Annotated in this window: 1 protein-coding gene (only partly in view); it reads right to left on the minus strand. The window is 69.9% G+C overall.

Annotation, left to right across the window (positions count from 1 at the left end; translation table 11 throughout):
• Positions 1-21,909, minus strand: partial view of a DnaJ domain-containing protein gene (locus AOZ06_RS38655; RefSeq protein ID WP_054293903.1) — the 5' portion only. It extends 15,555 nt beyond the left edge of the window; only the first 21,909 of its 37,464 coding nucleotides appear in the window; it begins with the start codon at positions 21,907-21,909; its stop codon lies off the left edge, out of view.
• Positions 21,910-21,944 lie beyond the last annotated feature (35 nt).

Genomic DNA, 21,944 nt, shown 5'->3' on the forward strand with positions numbered 1-21,944 from the left:
GAACTGGACCATGTGCCCGAGTCCCAGGCCGGCGTGGCTGTACGGCGCGCCGTGCTCGCCCGGGTTCGCCCTCGCGTCCGCGGCAGCCGAGTCGTCCTGGAACGTGCCCGCCGGGATGAAGATGGCCGCCACCTGCGCCAGGACCCTGCTGAAGGTTCGTTCGGTGCCCGCGAGGAACGTCGCCTTCGTCGTCTTGACCAGCCCGCCGTGCTTCACGCCCGTCGGCACCGGTTGGCCCAGCGGCTGTGCGCTCACCCGCAGCTCGTAGGTCTCGCCCTTGATCCGGTACAACCGGCGCAGCAGGGTCGTGGTGCCCACGTCGCGCAGATCACCGTGCGAGGCATGCACGTTTCGCAGTGCGCGCTCGACCTCGCGTGGGTTGTCGTGCTCGGTGTCCAATGAGGACGACGGCAGCAGCTTGTCCGCCGTTTCCTTGCCGACAGTGCGCACCAGCTGCTCGTACAGCGGCTGGATGCGGTCGGTGAGGTCGATCGGCTCGATGATGCTGTCGGACGACATCGGGACACCGAGGTCGACACCGTCCGGGACTGGGCTGAGGTCAGCCGGAGCGGCGGACTGGGCCGCTCGCGGCAGCGGGTGGCCGGCGTGTGCGCGCCGGGCGTCCTCCTGCGCCTGCCTGTTCCGGATCTCCTGCAGTTCCTTGTCGTCGACCAGGATCTGCACGGCCTGCGGCAGCTCGAAGCGCTCCGCGGCCCGGTCGATCGGCTTGGACCGGAACACGCCCCACGGGTCGAGGTTGCCCCGGCGCTTCACCTCGACCGCGGTCGTGACCTCCACCGTGGCGGTGACGAGGTGCATCAGGCGCGGCTCGCCGGACACCTCCAGTCCGTGGGAGAACGTGGTGCGGTGCCCCCGTTTGCGGCCGAAGCTGCTGACCCAGAGGTTGAACTGGTGGACGAGCACACCCAGGCCGCGGACGGACGTGCCGGGCGCGGCGTTCACGGTGCCGCTCGTGGGCACGAAGACCGGCTCGACCGTCGGCTGAACGGTCCACGTGCCGCCGCGTTCGCTGCTCGTGGTGTCCTCGCCGGTCACCGACTGTTCCGGCCGCACCCACATGCTGCCTTCCACCTGGGGGTCACGCAGCATGAACGACGTCGCGATGTCGGCTTTCTTGTCGGCCAGCCTGCGGTGCCAGCGCAGCCTGCTCCGCTCACGCAGGGCCGCCTCGTCGATCACGGCGGCGATCTCGTCACCGCCGAAGTCCCAGATCGGGTCGCTCGACGCCTCCTTGAGCCGCGCGCGGATCGACGCGGCCACGTGCTTGAGCCCGTGCACCCGCCCGACGATCCGGTAGCTGCCGAGCTTGCCGGACGAGCCGCGGTTGAGCTCGTCACTGCGGTTGATCGAGACGTCATGCAGGCTGGTCTGGTTGGCGGGCTGGACGTCGACGCGCAGGTCGCCGTACGAGGCGGGCAGTTCGACGACCACGTCCACAGTGACCGTGCCCGGAGCACGCCCCTCGGCGGCGGCTGTCTCGTCCACGATCGCCAAGTCGCGCAGTCGCGGCGTGTGCTCGCCGCGGCGGCCGATCGTGACGGCCTTGACCAGGTCGTTGTGCTGGCGCCAGTAGGTTCCGGAAGCGGTCAGCGCGACCTTCGCGCGGTACCTGCGCATCGGCTCTGGCCGCACGTCACCGGACTCGTCCAGGTCCGTGCCCCGGACACCGCCGCTGGACAGTTCCGAACCGTGTTCCAGTCCCGGCTTGTCCAGCCGCTCGTGGCTGACCTTGACGGCCGCGCTGAGCTGCGCGGAGCCGCCCAGTGCCGCGTACACGCGGCCGATGATGCCGCCGCCGAACGACCAGACCCGGGTACGGCTGAACGTGCCTGTCGCCTTGTCCGTGCGTTTCTCGGCCGTGACCGGGAGGTCGGCGGGACCGAGGGGCACCAGGTCGCCGATCATCCGCGCGGTCACCTTGGTGGTGACGTGGTAGTCGTGTCCCCGCCCGTGTTCCGGTTGGAGCTCCTCGACCAGCGGCTCGCCCGCGACGAGATCGGGGGCCCGGCCTGCCAGTTGCCCGGCGGCGAAACCGTCGCGGATCTGCGCTTCCCTGGTGAGTTTGCGTTCGTCCTTGCCGGAGATGCCGCCGGACAGGGTCTCGTCGCCGAAGTCGGTGACGAACTGGGTGTCGCGCCACTTCCACCGCTTGTGCCCCGGCAGTTCCGCCGCGGAGTCCCGCAGCACCTTGCTCAGCCGCTCCGCTGCCTCGTCCAGCTGCAACGCCGCCGACACCGCGGCTTCCACCACTTCCTGGCGGGTGGGTGCGGTGCCCACCACCGCCGCGGCGTCGATCCCGGCGCGGGCCGCGTCGTCGGACCTCGCCCACTGGTAGGCGTCGACGGCGCTGGGGAACTTGACCGGCAAGTGCCCTTGCCTGCGGATCTCCAGGTCGTAGACGACGCGGCTGCGCACCACCGAGACAGTGCCCGAGCGGGTGGTCTCGGCGCCCGTCTCACGCGCGTAGCCCTGCTCGTGGCCGCGGCCGTGCCCGGCGGCCACGGTTCCGCCGCCGCCGACCGTGATCATGCCGATGTCGAAACCCGGCCCGGCGGTGACCGAGAAACTCGCGCTGTGCGACGTCTTGTTGACGCTCTCGACAGTGCCGAGCTTGGACGTCACCTCCTCGTACTGCACGCCGTCGATCGTCTCGACGTAGGTGACGCGCCGTGCGACGGCGCGCATCTGCACACGCTTGCTCTTGGTGCTCAGCATCCGCTTGAGCGGATTGCCCTTCAGCAGCAACTCGTCCGAGTTCACCCAACCGGCGTCGTTGCCTGCCTGCGCGGGTGTCACGGCCATCCGGGGCAGGAGTTCCTCGATGGTGCCCGGGCTCACGAAGTCCCGCAGCACGCCCCGCGAGTCCTTGTCCAGCGGGCCGACGTGCGCCAGCAGCTGCCCGAACAGGCCGTTGGCCCGGGAACCCCGCTGCCGCACCAGCTTGCCGCGGTACCGGCCGTGCACGTGGTCGCGCACGTCGGCGTGTTCGACCACGAACGTGGGCAGCGCAGGCGGCATCGGGACTTCCCGCCCGGTGTTGCCCAGTCCGACAGGCACACTCACCTCGGCGGAGACCGGCGTGTCCCCCGGGCTGATCGCCTGGCCGACCTTGATCTCGTTGCTGTTCGGGTCGCCGGAGCTGTCGAGCAGCACCAGGGTGAACGTGACCGGGGCGCGCACCACCCGCATCCCCTGGAACCCGGCCTCGGTCGACGGCCGCGCCGGGAGCGAAAGGCTGATCTTCACCTTGCGGGAGTTCTTGCGCGAGTCGCTGCTGGACACGGCCGGAGCCGTCGATGCGGTGCCGGAGCCGCTGACGAAGGCACCGGGGATCAACGGAACCACGAACAACAACTTCGCCAACGGGTTGTGGCTGCTCGACTTGCTCGCCTTGGTGTGGTGTTCCTGCTCGGCCTTGGCCGAGGCCTTCGGCGCGTCCGCGTCCACGGGCTCGGCGGCGGACATGTCCACGTCGGCGCGGACGAGGACGCGCTTGCCGCCCAGGGTCATCTCCCTGCCGCCACCGCGGAACGACTCGACGTCGTCGGTCACGGCCTTGCGCAGGGTTTCGACCTCTTCGGGCGTACCAGTCGCCAGGCTCTTGGCCGCGTCGACCACGCGGTGGGCGCCCCGGGTCTGGGAGAGCTGCGTGCCGACACCGAACCCGCCGCGGTTGCGGAGCGAGTAGCGCGGCAGGTGCCGCCACCAGCTGCGCGGCGCGGACTCGGTGCGCACCGGTTCCGTCACCTGGGTCAGGACCGCGTCCGACGTCCTCGGCGAGAACCACACGGCGTCCGGAGAACCGAGCTGCACCAGCTTGTGCCGCTCCGGGTCGTAGTAGACGACCTTCCCTTCGACGTTGTGCACGGTGAAGAAGTGGCCGCCGGAATCGCCGTAGTCCGCGTACACCAGGCCGTGCGCACGACCGGGTCGCTGTCCCCGGACATAGGACTCCACGTCCTCGATCCCCTGCTCCGCCATCGGCGGCAGGCCCGACTCCGCGACCCGGTCCCGGTGCGCCGGAGCACTCGGATCGGCCACGAACCCAGCCGCCCGATCGCGGTGGGCGTCCGCGTTCAGCATCTGGATCGCCGACGCCAGGCAGTTCGTGTCGTGCCCGGCGCGGCCCGCGGCGAAGTTCGCCTGGTTGATGCCCTGCCCGTGCGCGAAGTACCTGTCGACGAACTCCTGCTCACCAGCCGGGTCATCCACGGAGGACTCCGCCGACACCACACCCGGCCGTGCCTGCGATCCGGCGGGCGACTCGACCGGCGCACCGCCGAAGCCCCATCCGCCCTGGTAGCGCCTGTCCGAACGGCGCGACTTGCGGTCACCCTGGTCGTCGTGGGACGTGTGGCGGCGGCTCGGTCGTGGCGCCCTGTTCGCGGCCTGTGCCCGGTACTGCCTGCGCAGCTCCTCCAGTTCCAGCTGGTGGTCGTACTTGCGCCGCTCGTTCTCGTCGCTCAGCACCTCGTACGCTTGCTGGACGATGTGGAATTTGCCTTGGCGTTCCTCTTTCAGAGCCGGGTCCTGGATCTTGTCCGGGTGGGTTTCCAGCGCCAGCTTCCGGTACGCCGACTTGATCTCGGCGGCCGTCGCTCCGCGTGCGACACCCAGCACCTGGTAGTAGCCCTTGGGATCACTGTACGACTGCGGCGCTTGGCCTTGCTGCCCTTCGGACTCGCGCGTCCCCGTGTCCGGGCGCCGCGGCCCGGCCGGCTCCGGTTCGGGTGCGCTGCCACTCGGCCGGTCAGACGAGTCTGCCTGCGGCTGTTCGGGGCGTGGGGCCTCGGTCCGCGGCTTGTCCCGGCGCGGGGCCCCGGTCCGCGGAGGCGGCTGTTCTCCGGTGGATTCCGGGCCCTTGCCCTTGCTGTCGAACGTCTTCGTCAGCTGCTCGTAGGCCTGCTGGATCCGATCGCGCTCCGCCGCGGGCCGGGGTACGTCCCGAAGCCGCCCGAACGCCCGCTGGACCTGGGCAAGCGTGGCATCGCGAGCAACACCCAGCACGTCGTGCGGATCGTCGACCGGCGGGTGTCGCGGAGCCGGAGCGGGTTGCGGGTCCACGCCGTACCAACGCGGGTTCTCCTGCCGCGTGGCTTCCGGGTCCACGCCGTACCAACGCGGGTTCTCCTGCCGCGTGGCATTCGGGTCCACACCGTACGCGCGAGGGTTCTCCGGCGGGGCGGAGTTCCGCCGGGGCCGGGCGGTCCCGCCGCCGGGACGCCGGCTCGACGGAGGTGGCTCCTTCGTCTTGCCGATCCGCCGGATCGCGTCGTCGGTGAACCGGGTGATCCCCAGTACCTCGATCTCCAGGTGCTGGTCGGCTGCCAGCCGGACGGACACGATGCCGCGGTTGCCGGGTACGGCGAGGTGTCCCTTGCGCAGCATCACCGTCGGGCCGTTGCCGGTGAGCACCTGGAGTCCCGCAACGGCTTCGGCGATCCGCGCGGCGAAGTCCAGTCCGGTACCGGACGGCGGCTCACCGTTGACCGTCAGCATGATCGACGACGTCGTACCGCCGTCGATCAGTCCACTCAGGACTCGAGTGATCGTCGCCTGGTCCACCCAGACCCGGGTGGGCCGTCCCTGATCGACAGTCAACGCGTACTTGCCGTCCGCGCGGACGTTGACGGCGACGAGCGGTCCGTCGATCTCCATGGCCACCACGGAACCAGGCCGAGTGCGCCGGTCGTCCATGGCACGGTCCACCGGCTCGCCCGGCAGCGTGAGCACGACGCGGTACTTGTCGTCCTCGAAGCTTCTCAGCCAGTCCCGCGCGCTGCCCTGGATGGACGTGTCCGGCAGGAGGGCAGTCATCCGCCCGTCGGACACGGAGAACTTCCGCACCGAGGTTTCACTCAACGCGAAGTCGACCTCGCGCCCGGCATCATCCGTCCCAGAGTAGTGGCGTTTGCTCGATGCGGGCTGGGGCGGCGGCGCGGGCTGCGGGCGCGGTGCGGGCTGGGGTCGCGGCGCGGGCCCAGGACGCGGCGCTCGCGCCGTGGCAGGACGCGTTTCCCGCCGGTTGTTCGCCGCGACCTCGGACGGCGTGAAGCGGCTGTCCTCCCAGGTCACCGTTTCCACGCGAGGCGGGTCGTGTTTGCCGCGGCCAGGCACGGCACGCACCGTCGACATCCCGGCGTTGCCGACCACCGCGACGCGCCCGCCGATCCCGAGCTCCATCTGCCCGTTGCCGGTGTGCACGACCAGCTTGGGCTCGGTCTCGACCAGCTCACGGGCGAGCCTGCCCGCGGCGCTGGGCACGTTCTCGCCCGTCACGACCAGCAGGAAGCTGCCCTCGATCCGCTCGCCCCTGCTGAGGAACTTCGCGGCGGTCTTCTTGTCCATCCAGACCCGGCGCGACCCGGACCCGCCGGCCAGTTCGATCGCGTACTCGGTGTGCTTCCTGCCCTGCCTGGCCCTGAGCAGCACCACGAGGTTGCTGCCGAGATCTTTGGTCACCACGCCGTTGTCGCGTGCGCTCGCCATGCGCATGGCGGTGCCCGGCAGCTCCTCCGGCATCGTGCGCACGAAACGGACCCGGCCGTCGGGCGTACCCGCGAGCCACTGGTTGATCGGGGACACGTCCACCAGGTAGGAGACCGTCTCCGGGCCGCGCACCCCGTTCTGCTCGATGCTGGTCGTGACGACGTGAGCGTCGGTGCGCTTGAAGGTGACCTTCTTGCCGCCTTCGTCTGTCGCCTCGTACTTGTGCGGCGGGCGGCCGACGAGGTCCGGTCGCCGTTCACCGTCGACAGGCGGCCGGAGCGCCGGGTCGTGCTCGCTTGGCATCGAGGCGAACCTGTCCTCGTGCGGCGTGAACCACACCAGGACGTCCGAGCCGTGGGGATCGAGCCACTGCCCTGTCGTGCCGTCGAAGAACTCGACCAGGTCCGTCTTCGGATCGTGCACCACGTTGATCGGGTGGCCGACGCCGTCCTGGTCGGGCCGGGGCAGGATCGAGCCCTGACCGCCGCGCAGCTCGGTGCGCATGTACTGCCGGACACCGTCGAACCCGCCGGGCATCGGCAGGAACAACCCGCCGACGGCCGTCTCCACTCGAGCCGTGGGTGTCGGGCCAGGCGTCGGGGCCGCCTCGTCCTTCCGCGGCACGCCGTCCCGCGCCGCCTTCCACGCGTTGTTCGTCGCCACCAACGCGGGGCCGCAGTTCTGCGTGAATCCGCGCTGACCGAAGTTCGGGTTGACGCGGACCAGTTCGGGGAAGACGAGATCGCGGTAGCCCGTCTCCGCGAACTCCCCGGCGAACCGCTCGCCCGCCACGACGCGCTGGGCCTGTTCGGTCAAGGAGTCCCGGATGGACTGGAGGGTGAACGCCGCGTCGCTGTCGTCGGTGATCCGGTCGAGGTCCGCGAACGTGCGGTTGTCGTCGGCCTGCAAGTGGTCGAACACCAGGGCGAGCGATCCGTGCCCGGACAGCCCCAAACGGTCGCGCTGGCCGGCTGCCCACTTCGGGTACCGCGCCACCACGTCCGCCAGGTCGACTTTGCCGTCCTGGTCGCGTGCGACGTCCACCGATCGCACGAACGCCGCGACGTCGCGTGGATCCGCCACCAACCGCACCGCGCCCGCGAACAACTTGTACGGATCGACACCGATCTTGTCCGCCAGAGCGCCGATGTCGCCCGGTACTCGCTGGATCACCCGCGCCAGGCCCAGGATCGACGACACGTGGGCCGGGCCGACCGCGTCCACCGCGGTCCGCAGGTCGAACACCTTGAACCACGACTCGGTGCGCAGCGAGGAGAACTCCGTACCGCTTTCGGCCAGGTGGTCCGGTGGGAGCCCCTCGCGTGCTGCCCAGTCCCGCACGTCCGAGACGTCCAGGCTGGTCAGCGCGTCCGGCGAGGGCCGCTGGTCGGCCAGGTACCGCAGCAGTTCGGCACGCGTCCAGCCCAGCCTGTCCGCCACGGTGTCGACCCGCGCCGCGACGGCGTCCAGCAACTGCCCGAACTGCGGGCCGGGTGTCCCGTCCGAGTCGACGAGCTTGCCGTGCCGCGGCAGGTCCGCGTGTGCCTTGGCGATCAGGTCCGAGAAGGACGTCATCGCGTGCGGATCGGCCTTCAGCCCGACGATCAGGTGGTACCCGACGGATACCGGGATCTGCGTGGCCTTCGCCCAGTCCACCAGGTCCACCGGGATCCGGCCGATGGTGGCGCTGACCGCGCGCAACTGCTGGAAGTCCCCGACCGAGTGCGCGGACAGCGACAGGTCGGGCAACGCCGCCAGCAGCTTGGTGTAGTCCAGCCACGGCGAGTTGCCCAGGTCGTCCGCGATCGTGCGGGCGTCCAGCCCCATCCGGATGCCCCACTGCTGCCGCACCAGCTCCGTCAACCGCGGCCGCACCGGCTCGATGAACGCCTGTGCCTGGTCGCCCGGCGACGCCTTCAACTCCGCGAGCGTCCGGCCTCCCTGCCGCACGAAGTCGTCCACAGCCGCGATCGACTCGTTCGCCGCCAATCCCAGGTGGGTTCGGACCTCCTGCGCCCACGCGGGGTAGCCGTCGATCACCTCGTCGGCGTCCACGTCGCCGTCCGCGTCCCGCACCTGTTCACCGGCGGTACGCACGAACGCCGCCACGTCCCGCGGGTCCGCCGTGAGCCGGCTCGCCGCGGTGAGCAGATTCCCGGGTTTCATCCCGATCTGATCGGCCAGGGTGCCGATGTCGCCGGGCACCCGGGAGATCGTCTGGGCGAGCGTCAGCAGATCGACCATCCGGGTGAGCCCCACCGCGTCGACGGCCCGGCTCATCTCGTTGGTGTCAACCCACCACTGTCCCCGCAGCTCCTTGAAACCGCCGTACGTGGCCGCGACCGCCACGTGATCCGGCCGGACACCGTTGCTGCCCGCCCACTTGCGGGCGGCCTCCACCAGCGCGTTGCGCCCGCGCCGTCCTTCCTGGGGCTGCCACGGCATCTTCTGCTGGACGAACCTGCGGGCGTCCCCCATCTCGTTCATGGACGAGTTGCCTGCTGTGAGGAACCGGTACACGTCCCGCTGCGGCCAGCCCAGCCACGACGCCAGATCGGCGACGAAGTCCTCGACGCTGCGCTGGGTGTCACGGTCCCAGCCACCCGTGTCGCGGAGCGTGTCGAGCAACGCCGTGAACGGCCGCAGATGGCGCGGATCCACGTTCATGGCCGAGGCAAGCCGGAAGAGCTGACTGGCCTCGACTCCCAGTTCCGTCGCCAGCGCCGGTATGTCCGTGGGCGCCCGCCCGATGTCGATGCCGAACACGCGCAACTGCCGGAGACTGTCCACTGTGTTCGGCAAGCCGAGCTCGGGCAGGAGCGCGCGCAGCTCGGTGTCAGCCGGAACCGGCACCGTGGCAGTGTTCACGTCGCTTCGCGTCTGCTGTGCCCAGGCCGGGTACTCGGCCTCCACCTTCGCCGGGTCGACCGTTCCCCGTTCGTCGCGCACCAACGGGCCGTTCGACTGCACGAACGCCGCCACTTCCGCCGGGTCGGCACCCAGGTGCCTCGCCACGTCGAACAGCCGGCCGATCCGCATGCCGCTGTCCCGCGCCAGCCGGTCGCCGTCGCGCATCCACCCGACGACCTGTTCCGGCGACGGCTGCACGGCGGCCAGGAAACGGAACACGCGCGCCCGGCCGTCCCAGCCCAGCCAGACGTTCAACGCGTCCACCCGGTCCCCGATGGCCGTTTCGACGTCGTCGAACCTGGCTGTGGTGAAACCGTCGCCGTCGACCAGGAAGTGCGACGTGTCCAGCAGGTCCTGGAACGCCACCAGCGCACGCGGGTCCGTCTGGAGTTCCCGCGTCAGGTCGTGCACGGTGCGCACCTGCCCGCCGACCCGCATCGCCACTTCCGCGATGTCGTCCGGAACCCGCCGCATCGCACGGCTGATCGTGCGCAGGGCGCGAACGTCATCGGTGGCGGGCTCCACACCCAGGTCGGAGAGCACTCGGACGATCTGGCTGTAGTCCACCCACGGCGCCTCGGTGCGGTCCCGGTGGATCATCCGCTTGTCGAGGCCGAACCGCCCGGCCCACCGCTCACGCACCAGCGACGCGAGCTTCGACCGCACACCGTCGAGTTCTTCCCTCGCCGCGCGCTCCGACATCGCGTCCAGCCACGCGAATGTCCGCGTACGGTCGTTGCGGCGCACGTACCGGAGAACCTCGGTGAGGGAATCGTTGGCCGACAGTCCCAGCCGCTGACGCTGGCGCTGCGCCCATCCCTGGTACCCGGCCGAGACCTTGCCCAGGTCGACAGCGCCGCCGGAGTCGCGGACCAGATCACCGGCGGAGTGCACGAAAGCCACCACGTCGGCCGGATCGACGCCACGCCGCACCGCCACGTCGAACAACTCGCCGGCGTCCACGCCGATCTCACCGGCCAACGCACCGACATCTCCCGGTACTCGGCCCGTGGTGCGGGTCAGGTCCAGGACGTCCGGCAACCGGCCGAGCCCGAGCGAATCGACCGCCTGCCGCACCCCGTCCCGGCTGACCGCCAGGTCGCGGGGCATGCCGCGGAACTCCTTCGGATCCGCGACCGACGCCATGCGCACGTAGTCGGGCCGCACGTCGTGCGTCGCCGCCCACGCCCGCGCCTGTTCGAAGAACGTGTTTCCGGGCTGGTGCCAAGGCTTCCAGGTCCTGGCGAAGACAGCCGCCTGCTTGAGGTCCTGCGCGGAGGGCTGGTGGTCGCCGATGAACCGGAACATCTCGTGCGTGGTCCACCCCATCCGGTCGGCGAGGGCGCCGACCGTGCCGCGGACCTCAGCCACGTCGAAGTCGACGTGGTCGGACCCGGCATCCGAACCGTCGTCGCTGCCGGAGTCGGAGGTGTCGTCGCGGAGTTGCCCGATCAGGTCCGTGAACGGCAGCAGCCCGCGCGGTTCCGCGCCCAGTCGCCGCGCCACCTCGTAGAAACGGGTGACGTCGGTGATCCCGGCGCCGGCGGCCACCTGCGCGAAGTGGCCGGGCATGCGGCCGATCTGCCTGCTGTACTCCCGCAGGTCACGCAGGTTCGCCGGGGACTCGTCCATGCCCAGCCCGGCGAGCATGCCGACCAGCGGCGGGTAGCTCATCCACGGTGCGTCCCGTTCGTCGGACTCGACCTGCTCGGGGGTCAGCCCGAACTCGCGGGCTGTCCGCACCCGCTCCATCCACTGCGCCGCCGCGCGGTCGTCGCCCGGGAGGTCGGCGAACGTCCGGCCCTCGCTGGACAGCACGCGGAACACGCCCGCGATCCGCTCGCCGTCGCGCATCCCCAGCCGCTCGCGCTGCCGCGCCTCCCACCCGGGATACCGCGCCACCACGGCGTCCACGAAGGCCTGCGGGTCGGTTTCGCCCTTGACCTCGACGTACTCCGACATCAGGAACGCCCGGATGTTCCACGGGTTCGTTCCCAGCCGCACGGCCGCGTCGAACATCTGCGGCTGGGTCATGCCCTGCATCCGCATCCGGCCCGCGTCGACCGCGCCGGCGAGGTCGGTGATCCAGCCGAGCTTCAGGCTGAGGTCGACGACCGCCTGCTCGTTCTCCCGGCCGGCACCGGTGACCAGCGCGTCGTACCGGCTCTGGTCGAACCAGTCCTTGGCCCGCAGGACATCCAGGTTGCTCAGGTCCTGTCGCGGCGGCGAATCCACATCGGACCGCCGGCTGCCGCCGTCCCACCCGCGCGCCGCGTCCACCAGGAAGTTCTGGTCGGCCAACTGGGCTTCGGACGGCATCCGGGCGCCGAGGAACTCGTACACCTTCGCGGTGGTCCAGCCCTCCCCCAGAGCCGTGCGGAGGTCACCGACCAGCTTGGTGGCGGCCCTGCCGCTGACGCGGTCGGGACCGGACCACGTGGTGTCGCCGTTCAGGCTGCCGACGAGCTTCCGGAATGGCAGCAGTCCCTTCGGTGGCGCGTCCATCCGCGCCGCGAGCTGGAAGAGGCGGTCGGCAGGCACCCCGGCCCGCGCGGCGACGTCCGGGATCTCGGTGGGCAGCCGCCCGAGGGTGACGCTGAGGTCGAACAGCAGCTCGAAGTTCTTGACCGTGGACTCGACGCCCATTGTGGACAGCAGCCGCGTGGCGGGGCCGTAGTGGAAGAACGGCGCCGTGGCGGCGTCCTGCTCGACAGCGGACGGGTCCAGGCCGGGAATCTGCTCGGCCCACCAGGTGGCCATCCACCTGTCGGCCTCATGCGAGTCCGACTCGTGCGTCGCGTGGCTGAACAGCCACATCGACCACCGCGGCCGCACCAGCTCGTTCTCGTGCACACCGAGCTGGGTCCTGGCGTGGGCACGCAGGTGCCCGGCGAGCGCGGCGGGGCTCACCTTCCCGCCACCGTAGTCCGGCGAGCGGAGAACACCGGACAACCAGTCCAGGTACCGCGGATCGATCGCCAGCTCGTCCGCGAGATCCAGCAGGTACCGCGTGTCCACTCCGAGCTGGACGGCCATGCCCGGCAGCTCCGCCGGAACCCGGCCGTGCCGCTCGCTCACCCGCAGCACGGCGTCCACCGGCGCACCCGCGCGGACCAGCGTCTCGACATCTGCTGGCACGAACCACGCGGACCGCGCCAGCCCCGTGAACCTGTCCTGGCTGATGCCCAGCCGCGCCGACCAGTCCGCCGCTGCCTGCTGGGAGTAGTGCGGCGGCGAGTCCGTCCAGCCGGTGACAGGTGCCTGGCCGGTGACCGCGGCCCTGGTCGCCTCCTCGTAACCCGGCAGCCCGTCCCTGTCCGGGTTCCTCACCAGGCCGTTGACCACTGCCTCGGTGTCGGCGTCGCCGAGCAGGACGAACCGGCCCGGACGGCTGCCGTGCCACTCCCGCAACTCGGCGGTGAGCGGGTGTTCGCGGAGCTCATCGCCGTTGTCGTCCAACCGCGGCCGGCCCTGGGGGTCGTACGGATCGACATCGTCGTCCGCGGCCCGCGAACTGCGGTACTCGCGCAACAGGCGCACGTACGCCGCGGCGCTGTCGCTGACCTTCATGTGCGGCGTCTCCGCCAGGAACGCCGCGGTCTGCGTACGGAAGTGCGGGCTCTGCCGCGCCAGGTCCGCCAGCTTGCGCGCCGGGAAGCCCAGCCGGGTGCTCATCTGCACGTAGCGGCCCCGGTCCGCGCCCAGCGCGTCCAGGTCCTTCGTCAGCTCGTCCACGATCCGCGTCGCGTCCCCGCGGGCGTCGTTGCCGAGAACGACGTACGGCCGGCTCGTGATCCGGTCGAAGTGGTCGCGCAACGCCACCAGCGTCTCCGGCCGCCGCACGTTCAGCAGCGCCGCGACCTCACGCGCCACAGTGCCGTCCGGCAGGCCCAGGTCTCCCGCGAAGTGATCCAGGTAGGTGGCGTCGTGCCGAACCTCGTTCTCGAAGTACTGGGCGGAGCTCTGTGCGTAGCCGGGGTCGCGCATGCCGGCGAGGGCTGCGTCCAGGTCCTCGCCGCGGCTCGCCAGCGACTCGGGCAACCGCTGGATGACCTGCGAAGCGAAGTCCACGGCACCGGCCGGGCCACCGTGGCCGGGAACGTGCGGTGCCACCTGGCGGAGGTGGTCACCCAACGCCAGCAGCGCCTCTGGACGGTCCGCCCGCAACTGGGTGGCCACCTCGCGCAGCACCACACCGTCCGGCAATCCCAGCTGCCACGCCACAACGTCGTGGTACAGGTCGGTATCCCGGGACCGCGCGTCCACATCCCGCACCCGGCCGAGGTATTCGCGTGCGAACTCCGTCGGCAGGTCGTGCAGCAACTCCAGCGGGACAGCGCGGTCGCTCAACGACTCGAACACCCGCAGGTCCGACGGGCCCCAACCCATCCGGTCGGCAAGACCAGTCAGGTAGCCGATGTCACGGTTCGTCCGCACACCGTACGGCCGCAGCTTCTCGCGCAACTTGGCGGCGAGATCCACCGCAGTGGCGTCCGCCCCCGACTCCCGGGTCATCTCCGCCAGATGCGGCCCCAGGATCCGCAACCGGCTCGGGTCGGGCAGCGTTCCTGGCAACGCACGCACCAGCTCGTACAACGGTTTCGGGTCCGGCAACCGCATCTGCGCCGCCGCCTTGACGAACGCGCTCGGCGCCACTCCCACCGTCAACGACCGTTCCACCAGGCGCTGCGGTGTCTCACCGAGACGCCTCGCGTTGTCGCGCAGGACCATCGGGTGGGCTTCCGCGGCCGGGAACCGCTTCCTGAACTCCGCGAGCCGGTGCGAATCGACTCCCGGCGACCGCACCTGTTTGTCGCTCGGTACCACCGAAACGGGGATCGCGGGTCCCTGCGCGAGGCCGGTGCCGTATCCGGTCGGTTGTGAACTGCCGGCACCGGTGAGCTCCGGCCCGCTGCCCACCTGGGTGTGGACCGGCGTCAGCTCGGCGTCCGAGGTCATCGGCGAGAACCACACCTCGATCGGGGACTCCGGCCACAGCTGGTTGCCCGTCTCGCCGTGGTATCCCTCCACTTTCCCGTCGCGCGCGAAAACGCTGAAGAAGTGGCCCTTCCCGCCACCGAAGTCCGCGTACACCAACCCGCGTCGGCCGTTCTCGCCGGTCAGGTACGTCCGCACGTCCGCATAGCCGAGTTCCTGCTTCGCCATCGGCGGCAGGCCGGTGTCCGCGACCTGGTCGCGGTGCACCGGGCCACTCGGACCGGCCACGAACTCATCCGCCCGGTCCGGGTGCGCGACCGCGTTCAACTCCTGAATCGCCCGCGGCAAACAGTTCGTGTCGTATCCAGGCGCGAACTTGCCCTGATTCACGCCCGTCACATACGACAGACCCCGGTTCGAGAGCTCAGCACGATCATCGTCCACAAAGGACTCAGCGAACACGGCGTTCACATCGCCGCCGTACCCACTGGGCTGTTCGCTCGTCGACTGGTGCGGGCGGAAGGTGTGCCTGCCGCCCTCCACAACCTGGTCGATGTGCACGTCATCGGTCACCGGATCACCGAACGGCGTCAACGTCACCGTCCTGCCATCCGGCGTGTGCACCACCAGATTGGCACCGATCTGAGCGGCGACGAACCGGCCGACCGTGTGCACGGCGTTGGTGGCGGCCTCGTTCTCCGTCACGTTGTCCGGGTCGGACGTGTCCCGGTCGAGCATTCGGCTCGTCTGCAGGAAGGCGTTGTACAGGTGGCCGTCGCGCGTGGGGTGCGTGGCGAGGTGCGTACCGATGCCGTGCGGGTCCTTGCGGTCCTTGACCTCGTCCTTCTTCTTCATCTTGGCCGCGCTGACCGGTGGCGGCTCGATGGTGTGCATCGCGTTGTCGATCACGTCGCGCCGCAACAGGTTCGCGTTGGCGCCGTTGCCGATGGCTGTCGCGACACCGTGGTAGAGGCTGCCGTCCGCCACGTCGTTCGCGCCCTTGGCGAGGACTTCGTTCGTGACGTAGCCGAGCATCCGGTGCACGACGATGTCCTCGCGCGCGGCGGACACGCTGTGCGCGGCGATCACCTTGTGCTGGTCAGGGACACCGGCCGTGATTCCGCTGTGCTCACCGACCGACGCGGACAACGCCGCGTTCAACTTGTTGACCTGCTTGCCACCCAGCCAGTTCCCGTGCTCCTTGACCGGAGGCCGCCAGTCGACGGGCCCGCCGCCGCGGGGCCGCAGCGGTTCCCGGTCCTCGTGTTTGAGCAGGGGGAAAACCGCGCGGTAGTCCTTGGACGCGGTACCGGTCTGGGTGTTCCGGTCGAAGTAGAGGCGGTTTCGGACCGTGTTGAGCGCCACGTGCGACTGCAGCAGCGTCCCCGACTTGTCGAACTCCCTCGCCAGCCGGTCCAGATCGGTCTCGACCGCGGCGTCCACGTAGTCGACGTCGAACGCCTTGCTCCGAACGGGGTGCCGGAGGTTCTCCGCGTCGGCCCGCAGCGACTCGGTACCGGTGTCGGCGAAGGTGAGCAGGAATTCGCCGTCAACGCGGGCAGCGACGTCCGCCCGCGCCCGGGCGAACAGGTTGTCGCGGGTGTCGGCTGGGCCGGAGTCGCCGGTGCCGGACGTGCGTTCGTTCTCCGCCATAGCCAGCAAGCCGTCGCTGGCCAGGTGGAACAGGTCACCGCGATACGGATTGGGGTTGCCCGCGGCCAGGTCTCGCGTGTGCGCCCGGACCTGGGCCGCCAGCTCGGCACCGGCTGTGTCCAGCAGCTCGTTGAGTTCGCTTTCCGAGCTGACGTCGTCACCGTCGAGGAAACCGGCCAGCGACTCGTCCAGTTGCTCGACCAGTTCGGCGCGTTGCTCCGGTGACATGCCGCTGATGCCGCCGGTGTCCGTCGGCTCGTGGGTGTCGGCCAGCTCCTTGCCGTTCCACTGGGCGATCGTCTTGACCAGGTTGGCGGCCTCACCGCCGTCCGGGCCGAACTTGATCCTCTCCTTGTGATCGGCCGGCCTGTCGTCGGCGAGAACGGGGATCGCGTCGAAGAACAGGTTCGGCTCCGGCGTGTACGGCAGCAGCGGGTGCGTCTGCGCCAGCCGGTCCCGGATGCGCATGTCCTCCGCGACCTTCGTCGCGAACTCCGGACTGCCGTTGGCGGCACGGTACCCACCGGCGAACAGCAGCGGCCGCGTCGGCCGTCCCTCGCCGTCGGGGAACAGGTCCTCGTCGACACGGAACTTGTCCTCGAAGTGGTTGAAGACGTGCTTGCCCGACGGGACCGCCCGGCCGCCGGGATCGAAGTCCTGGACGGAGATGTACGGGTGCGTGTCCTGTCCGATGAACGCCTCGGAAAGCTCACGCGTCGGAGCGCTGAGCAGCGTGTCGTTGCGTACCTGCCCGTACGGGAAATCGCCTTTCTCGTTGGTGGTGAAGGTGATGCCGACAACGGCCACGGGGTGCTCGATGTTCTTGACGATGCCGGGCACCTTGGCCATGGCAGCCTCGAGGCTGTCCTCACGGCCTTCCGGCACGTTGACCCCGAGCACGAACCCGACCCGGCCGTCGAATCCCTCGGCGCCGGCGACGATCGAATCGACCACCTCGCCGATCTTGTCGACTTCGCCGGCGCGCAGGATCGCGTTCACCACGAACGACATCGGCCGGTCGTTGTCCACCAGGCCGGTCAGCGTCGCGACGTAGTTGTCCTTCGTCACCGCCACCGACCCGGACGTGGGCGAGGTCAGTTTGTCGAACGCGCTGTTGGTGTGCTTCAGGTCGAGCCGGAGCTTCTTGAGCTGCGTGCTCGGCGGGGCGTCGCTGACCGGACTGTTGCGCTGCCGTTTCCTGGAGGGATCGTCGATACCGCTTTCGACCGCCGTACTGATGGGCGGGGCCGTGCGAGGCGGTGCGGCGGGCGGATTGGGGAATTCGTTGCCGGGCTCCGACGTGTGGGCGGTTCCGTGCTCGACGGCGAGGCGCTGCGACAACTCGGCCGCGCTGCCGGGACCACCGGACAGGTAACGGACTCCGACAACCGTCATGATCTCGTCGGAAAGAGCCGAGTTCGTGAGGTCGTGGAAACGGTTGACGATGTCCGCGATGTCATCGGACGCCGCGTTGTAGGCGGCTTTGCCGTTGTCGCTCAACGAATCCACCAGAGCGCGCGCCTGGCCCGCCCGGTACTTCCACGTCCCGGCATCCTCCTGGAGCCGGACATCGGGGTTGCCCGCGAGTTTCCTCGCCATCAGGTTCGCGTGGAAGTCACCGAACCTGCTGTACTCGTGCGCGACCGCGTCGACGATGTCGTCGTACACCGCCCGCTCGGAGTGACCGGCCGGGGGTGCCTGCAGATACCGCTGGGTGATGACATCCGCGGCAGCCCAGGACAGCGCTGGTTTCCGGTTCTTGGGCAGCGATTCGAGCCGGAGATCCAGCGACCGTCCCCCGCCGGGCGTGGCACCTGTGTCCCGGCCAGGACCAGTCAGGTCCTGGTTCTGCCCGTGCGCCAGGGCGTCAACGGCATCGTCGAGGGACCTGCTGCCGTCGAACAAGGCGACGAGATCGGTGAGGAACACCGGCTTGTACCCCGACTGCAACAGCAGCCGCGGCAACAGCAGGTGCAGGTTCAACCGGCCGTTCGTGTCCTTGAACGGATGGATGATGTGCAGATCGCGCACCGCGCGGGCGATGGCCGTCAACCGGTCCTTGTCCGTGCCCGCGTTCGCCACGTCGTCGTGGAACTGCTGGAACACCGCGTCGACGAAGCCCTTGGCCTCTTCCTGCGAGTAGTTCGTGACGACGTACGGCCGTGAGTTGGACTCCCGGTCCAGATACGCGATCGCGTTGCCGCCCACGAGGTACGGCCCGCCCTCGACCAGCAGCGGCCGCCCGGCGACTGTCTCGGTGAACACGTCCGGGCTGGGATTGTCAGCCCGCAACGGGAATTCCGACGCCTCGTAGTCGCTGGCGGTCCACTTCGCCTTGTCGTCGAGCGACGAGTTGACCGCATCGTGCATCTGCTCGTACAAGTCGGTGTTCAACGGCTGGCCGGCGAACTTGTCCGGGTCGAGGAACTGGTCGTACGCGGCCTGCATGCTCGCTTCGAAGCCCGGCGACTGGTCGTGGTCGTAGTACGACCCAGGATCATGCGGGAACAACCGCTCGGCGATGTCGAGGTGCGCTGGATCCAGGAAAAGCCGGTACCACTGCGAACGCGGCAGCACGTTCTCGAAACCCCGAGGCGGCGGCCCGGATTCGACGGCGACCGATTCGGTGAGCGACTCGTGGTATTCCCACGTGGACAGGCGATCGTTCGCGATATCCAGATCGGACTCGGCCGCGGCCATGCGGTTCCGCGCGGCGGCGACCTCCGGCGAACCCGGCCCGTACGTCGCGAGCACGTGCGTCAGGCGCGCCTCTGCCGTCTCCACCCGCCGGTGCGCGACATCGACCGCGGCACGCGCCGCCACCTCCGAACGCGGCGCGCCCACGACCTTGGGCGGCCTGGGATAGTCGTCGCGGGACAGCTTCGGCTGGGCGTTGGAGTTGGCCTCGAGCTCCTTCATGCGGTTCTCGATCAGCCACATGTTGCGCGGCTTGAGCGTCGTGTCCTGGTGTTCGAGATCCATCGTCATCGGACCCTTGTCCGCCATGACGCGGCCCTTGCCGTCCCGGTGCAGGAAGATCGGCTTGACGTCGTCCTTCGACAGGTACTCGTCGAACATGCCCTGGAAGTGGCCTGCCTCGTGGCCCAGCTCCCGCGCGGTGGCGTCCACCGGCCAGTTCAACTGGTCCACCGCACCGCGCGGTTCACCGACCTTGACAGAGCCATGCGCGTCGTCGCGGTTGGCGACGAACTCCACCGACACATGGAACTGACGGCCGTTGGCCATCCGGTAACCGCGGTTGTACAGCTCGTTGACGCCGGTCTTCGCGCGCTCCTGCAACGCCTTGACCTGCTCGGGCGTGGCATCGCGCGTGTCGAGGTACACCTTCGTGGTGTGGTGCTCCACCGGCACCCTCACCCGCACACCTGGGCTTACTTCGTGCTCCACGTCGAACCGGCGGATGTCGTAACCGATCGGCCCCAGCCACGGTCGGCCGTCGGTCCGAAGCCCGCCTTCGTCACCGCGCACCGTGCGCGTGACCGGCTGTGTCCTCGCGGCATCGTCGATCACCTTTGCCGGGACGACGTCCTTCTTCGCGTCGAACCACGGCGCACTCTGAGCCGTGCTGTGCCGCCACGACTGGTCGGTCAGGATGGCCTCGACCGGGTCCTTGACGTCCCGCTTGAGCTGCCAGTCCACGTGCACGTCAACGCCGTCGGCGCGGCCGGGCTCCACCTTCGCCTCGATGCCGTGCTTGCCGAGTTCGTCCGCGATGACCTGGGCGTTGGCACCCGACACCGTCACGACCTGCGGCGCATACCCATCGTCGTGGCGGGTCTCCTTCGCGGTGGTGAGCACATCGACCAGCGAGTCCAGCTTGCCCTGCTGGTCCTGGCTCAACCGCGTGTCGCCCTGCGCGAAGTCGAACCGCTGCTCCGGCTCCGGACCGAGCCTGGGCCCACCGACCTCCGTGGAGACGGGGGAAAGGCCGTCGTTGGGCGCGCCGGTGTTGCCCTGGTTCGGCGCGGCCTGCACACCGCCCGGCTGGACACCGGCAGGCGGCTGCGAAGACGTGACAGGTGAGGGGGCTTCGAGCCGCGTGTTCCCCGCAGGCGTGTTCCCCGCAGGCGTGTTCCCCGCAGGCGGAGCCGAAACCGGCGACGCGGCAGCCGGAGACGGGCTCGCAGGCGAGGCCGAGCCAGGCGGCGGCCCCGCAGGCGGCGGCGCCGGGACCTGTGCGTTCCCGGGTAGCCCGGCCGCGGGCGGTGGTGCGCCCACAGGCGAGGTAACGCCAGATGGCGGTGCTGAGGACGGCACAGCAGCAGGCGGCGGGTCGGCACGCGGTGGGGCCGCGGGCGGCGACGGCTCCTGCGGGCCGGATCCCGCAGGAGGTGACGACGCCGGGGGCGGAGACACTGGCGGCGGCGCGCCACCGGGCGTGGATCCGTCGGGTAGCGGCGGAGCGGGGGGAGGCGCCGGAGGCGACCCCGCAGGAGGCTGCCCAGCAGGAGGCAATCCCGCCGGAGGCTGACCGGGCGGCGACCCCGCCGGAGGCAATCCCGCCGGAGGCTGACCGGGCGGCGACCCCGCCGGAGGCAATCCCGCCGGAGGCTGACCGGGCGGCGACCCCGCCGGAGGCAATCCCGCCGGAGGCTGACCGGGCGGCGACCCCGCCGGAGGCAATCCCGCCGGAGGCTGACCGGGCGGCAATCCTGCCGGAGGCTGACCGGGCGGCGAACCAGCCGGTGGCTGGCCGACTGGTGGCTGCTGGCCGTTCCAACCTTCCTTGGGCGGTGCATCGCCAGGTGGTGAGTACGGCGGTGGTGACCCCGCGGGCGGACGCGAGCCACCAGGGCCGGTCGCCGGGGGCGGAGATCCGAACGGTGGCTGGCGAAGCGGGGTGTGTTGGTCGTTGCGGTCCCCCTGCGGTGGCTGTTCGCCACGCGGTGAGTACGGCGGTGGCATCTGGCCCGGCGTGTACACGGGTGGTGGGGACCCGCCACCGCCCCGGACCCACGGCGGTGGTGCGCCGTATTTGTCGATGTACCTGTTCACGGCCCTGTTGAGGGCGTCCTTCTGCGACGCGCCCATCGCCACGCTGGAGATGTACGTGCCGAGCATGTCGAGGTTGGCGAGGCCTTCGGCGCCGTAGAAGATCCCGATGCCGATCACTTCGGCGGGCATCTCGGTGATGGCGTCGAGTTGCCCCGCTCCCAGCGGCTTCTTCACGATGTTGTCGAGGTGCTTGTTCAGCTGGATCAGCTTGTGCGCCGGGCCGTGCAGGATTGAGGTCAGGCCGCCGATGAAGCCTTCGACGAGGATGCTCTTGAAGTCGAAGTCCTTGCGTTTGCCGTCCAGCGTCGTGATTCCCTGCGGCAGGAAGGCCTCGGCTGCTTCCTCGAGGAACTCGTTGGTCGGCGCCCACGCCATCTTCAGCAGCCCGCTGAGTGTCTGGGCCTGCTGCTTCGCCCAGTTCGCGAGTTCGGTGACGGCTTGCCGCCCCGCGGCGATCCATTCGGGGACCACCGCCCACCCCGGCGGTCCCAGCGCGTACAGCGTGGCGATCGACGACGCGAAGAACGCGAGCGCGATGAGGATCTCGTACTCGGCTTCTTCGCCGTTCAGCCCGAAGGCGTCGACCAGGTCTGCCGTGTACGCCGCCGACAGGTTCAGTGCTTCGACCGGGTTGGTGATTCCCCTGATGTGATCGGCGAACGCACGCGCGGTCTCCCCGTTGATGGTCCCCCACACGCCACCGGACAGGTCGTGGACGCCGCCGGTGATCTCGCTGAGGTTGCCCGCGTGCTCCCGCACTTCCTGCGCGAGGTTGTACATGTGGTTCGAGATGACCAACGGCGGCTTGCTGCCGGCCAGCACGTACATCGAGTAGTAAATGGGCGCCCAGAAACCGTCGTTGGGGATCTGGATCTCACCCATCGTTCACCACACCATCCGATTCGGACTCCGGCCGG

Source organism: Kibdelosporangium phytohabitans, assembly GCF_001302585.1.
Taxonomy (GTDB): domain Bacteria; phylum Actinomycetota; class Actinomycetes; order Mycobacteriales; family Pseudonocardiaceae; genus Kibdelosporangium; species Kibdelosporangium phytohabitans.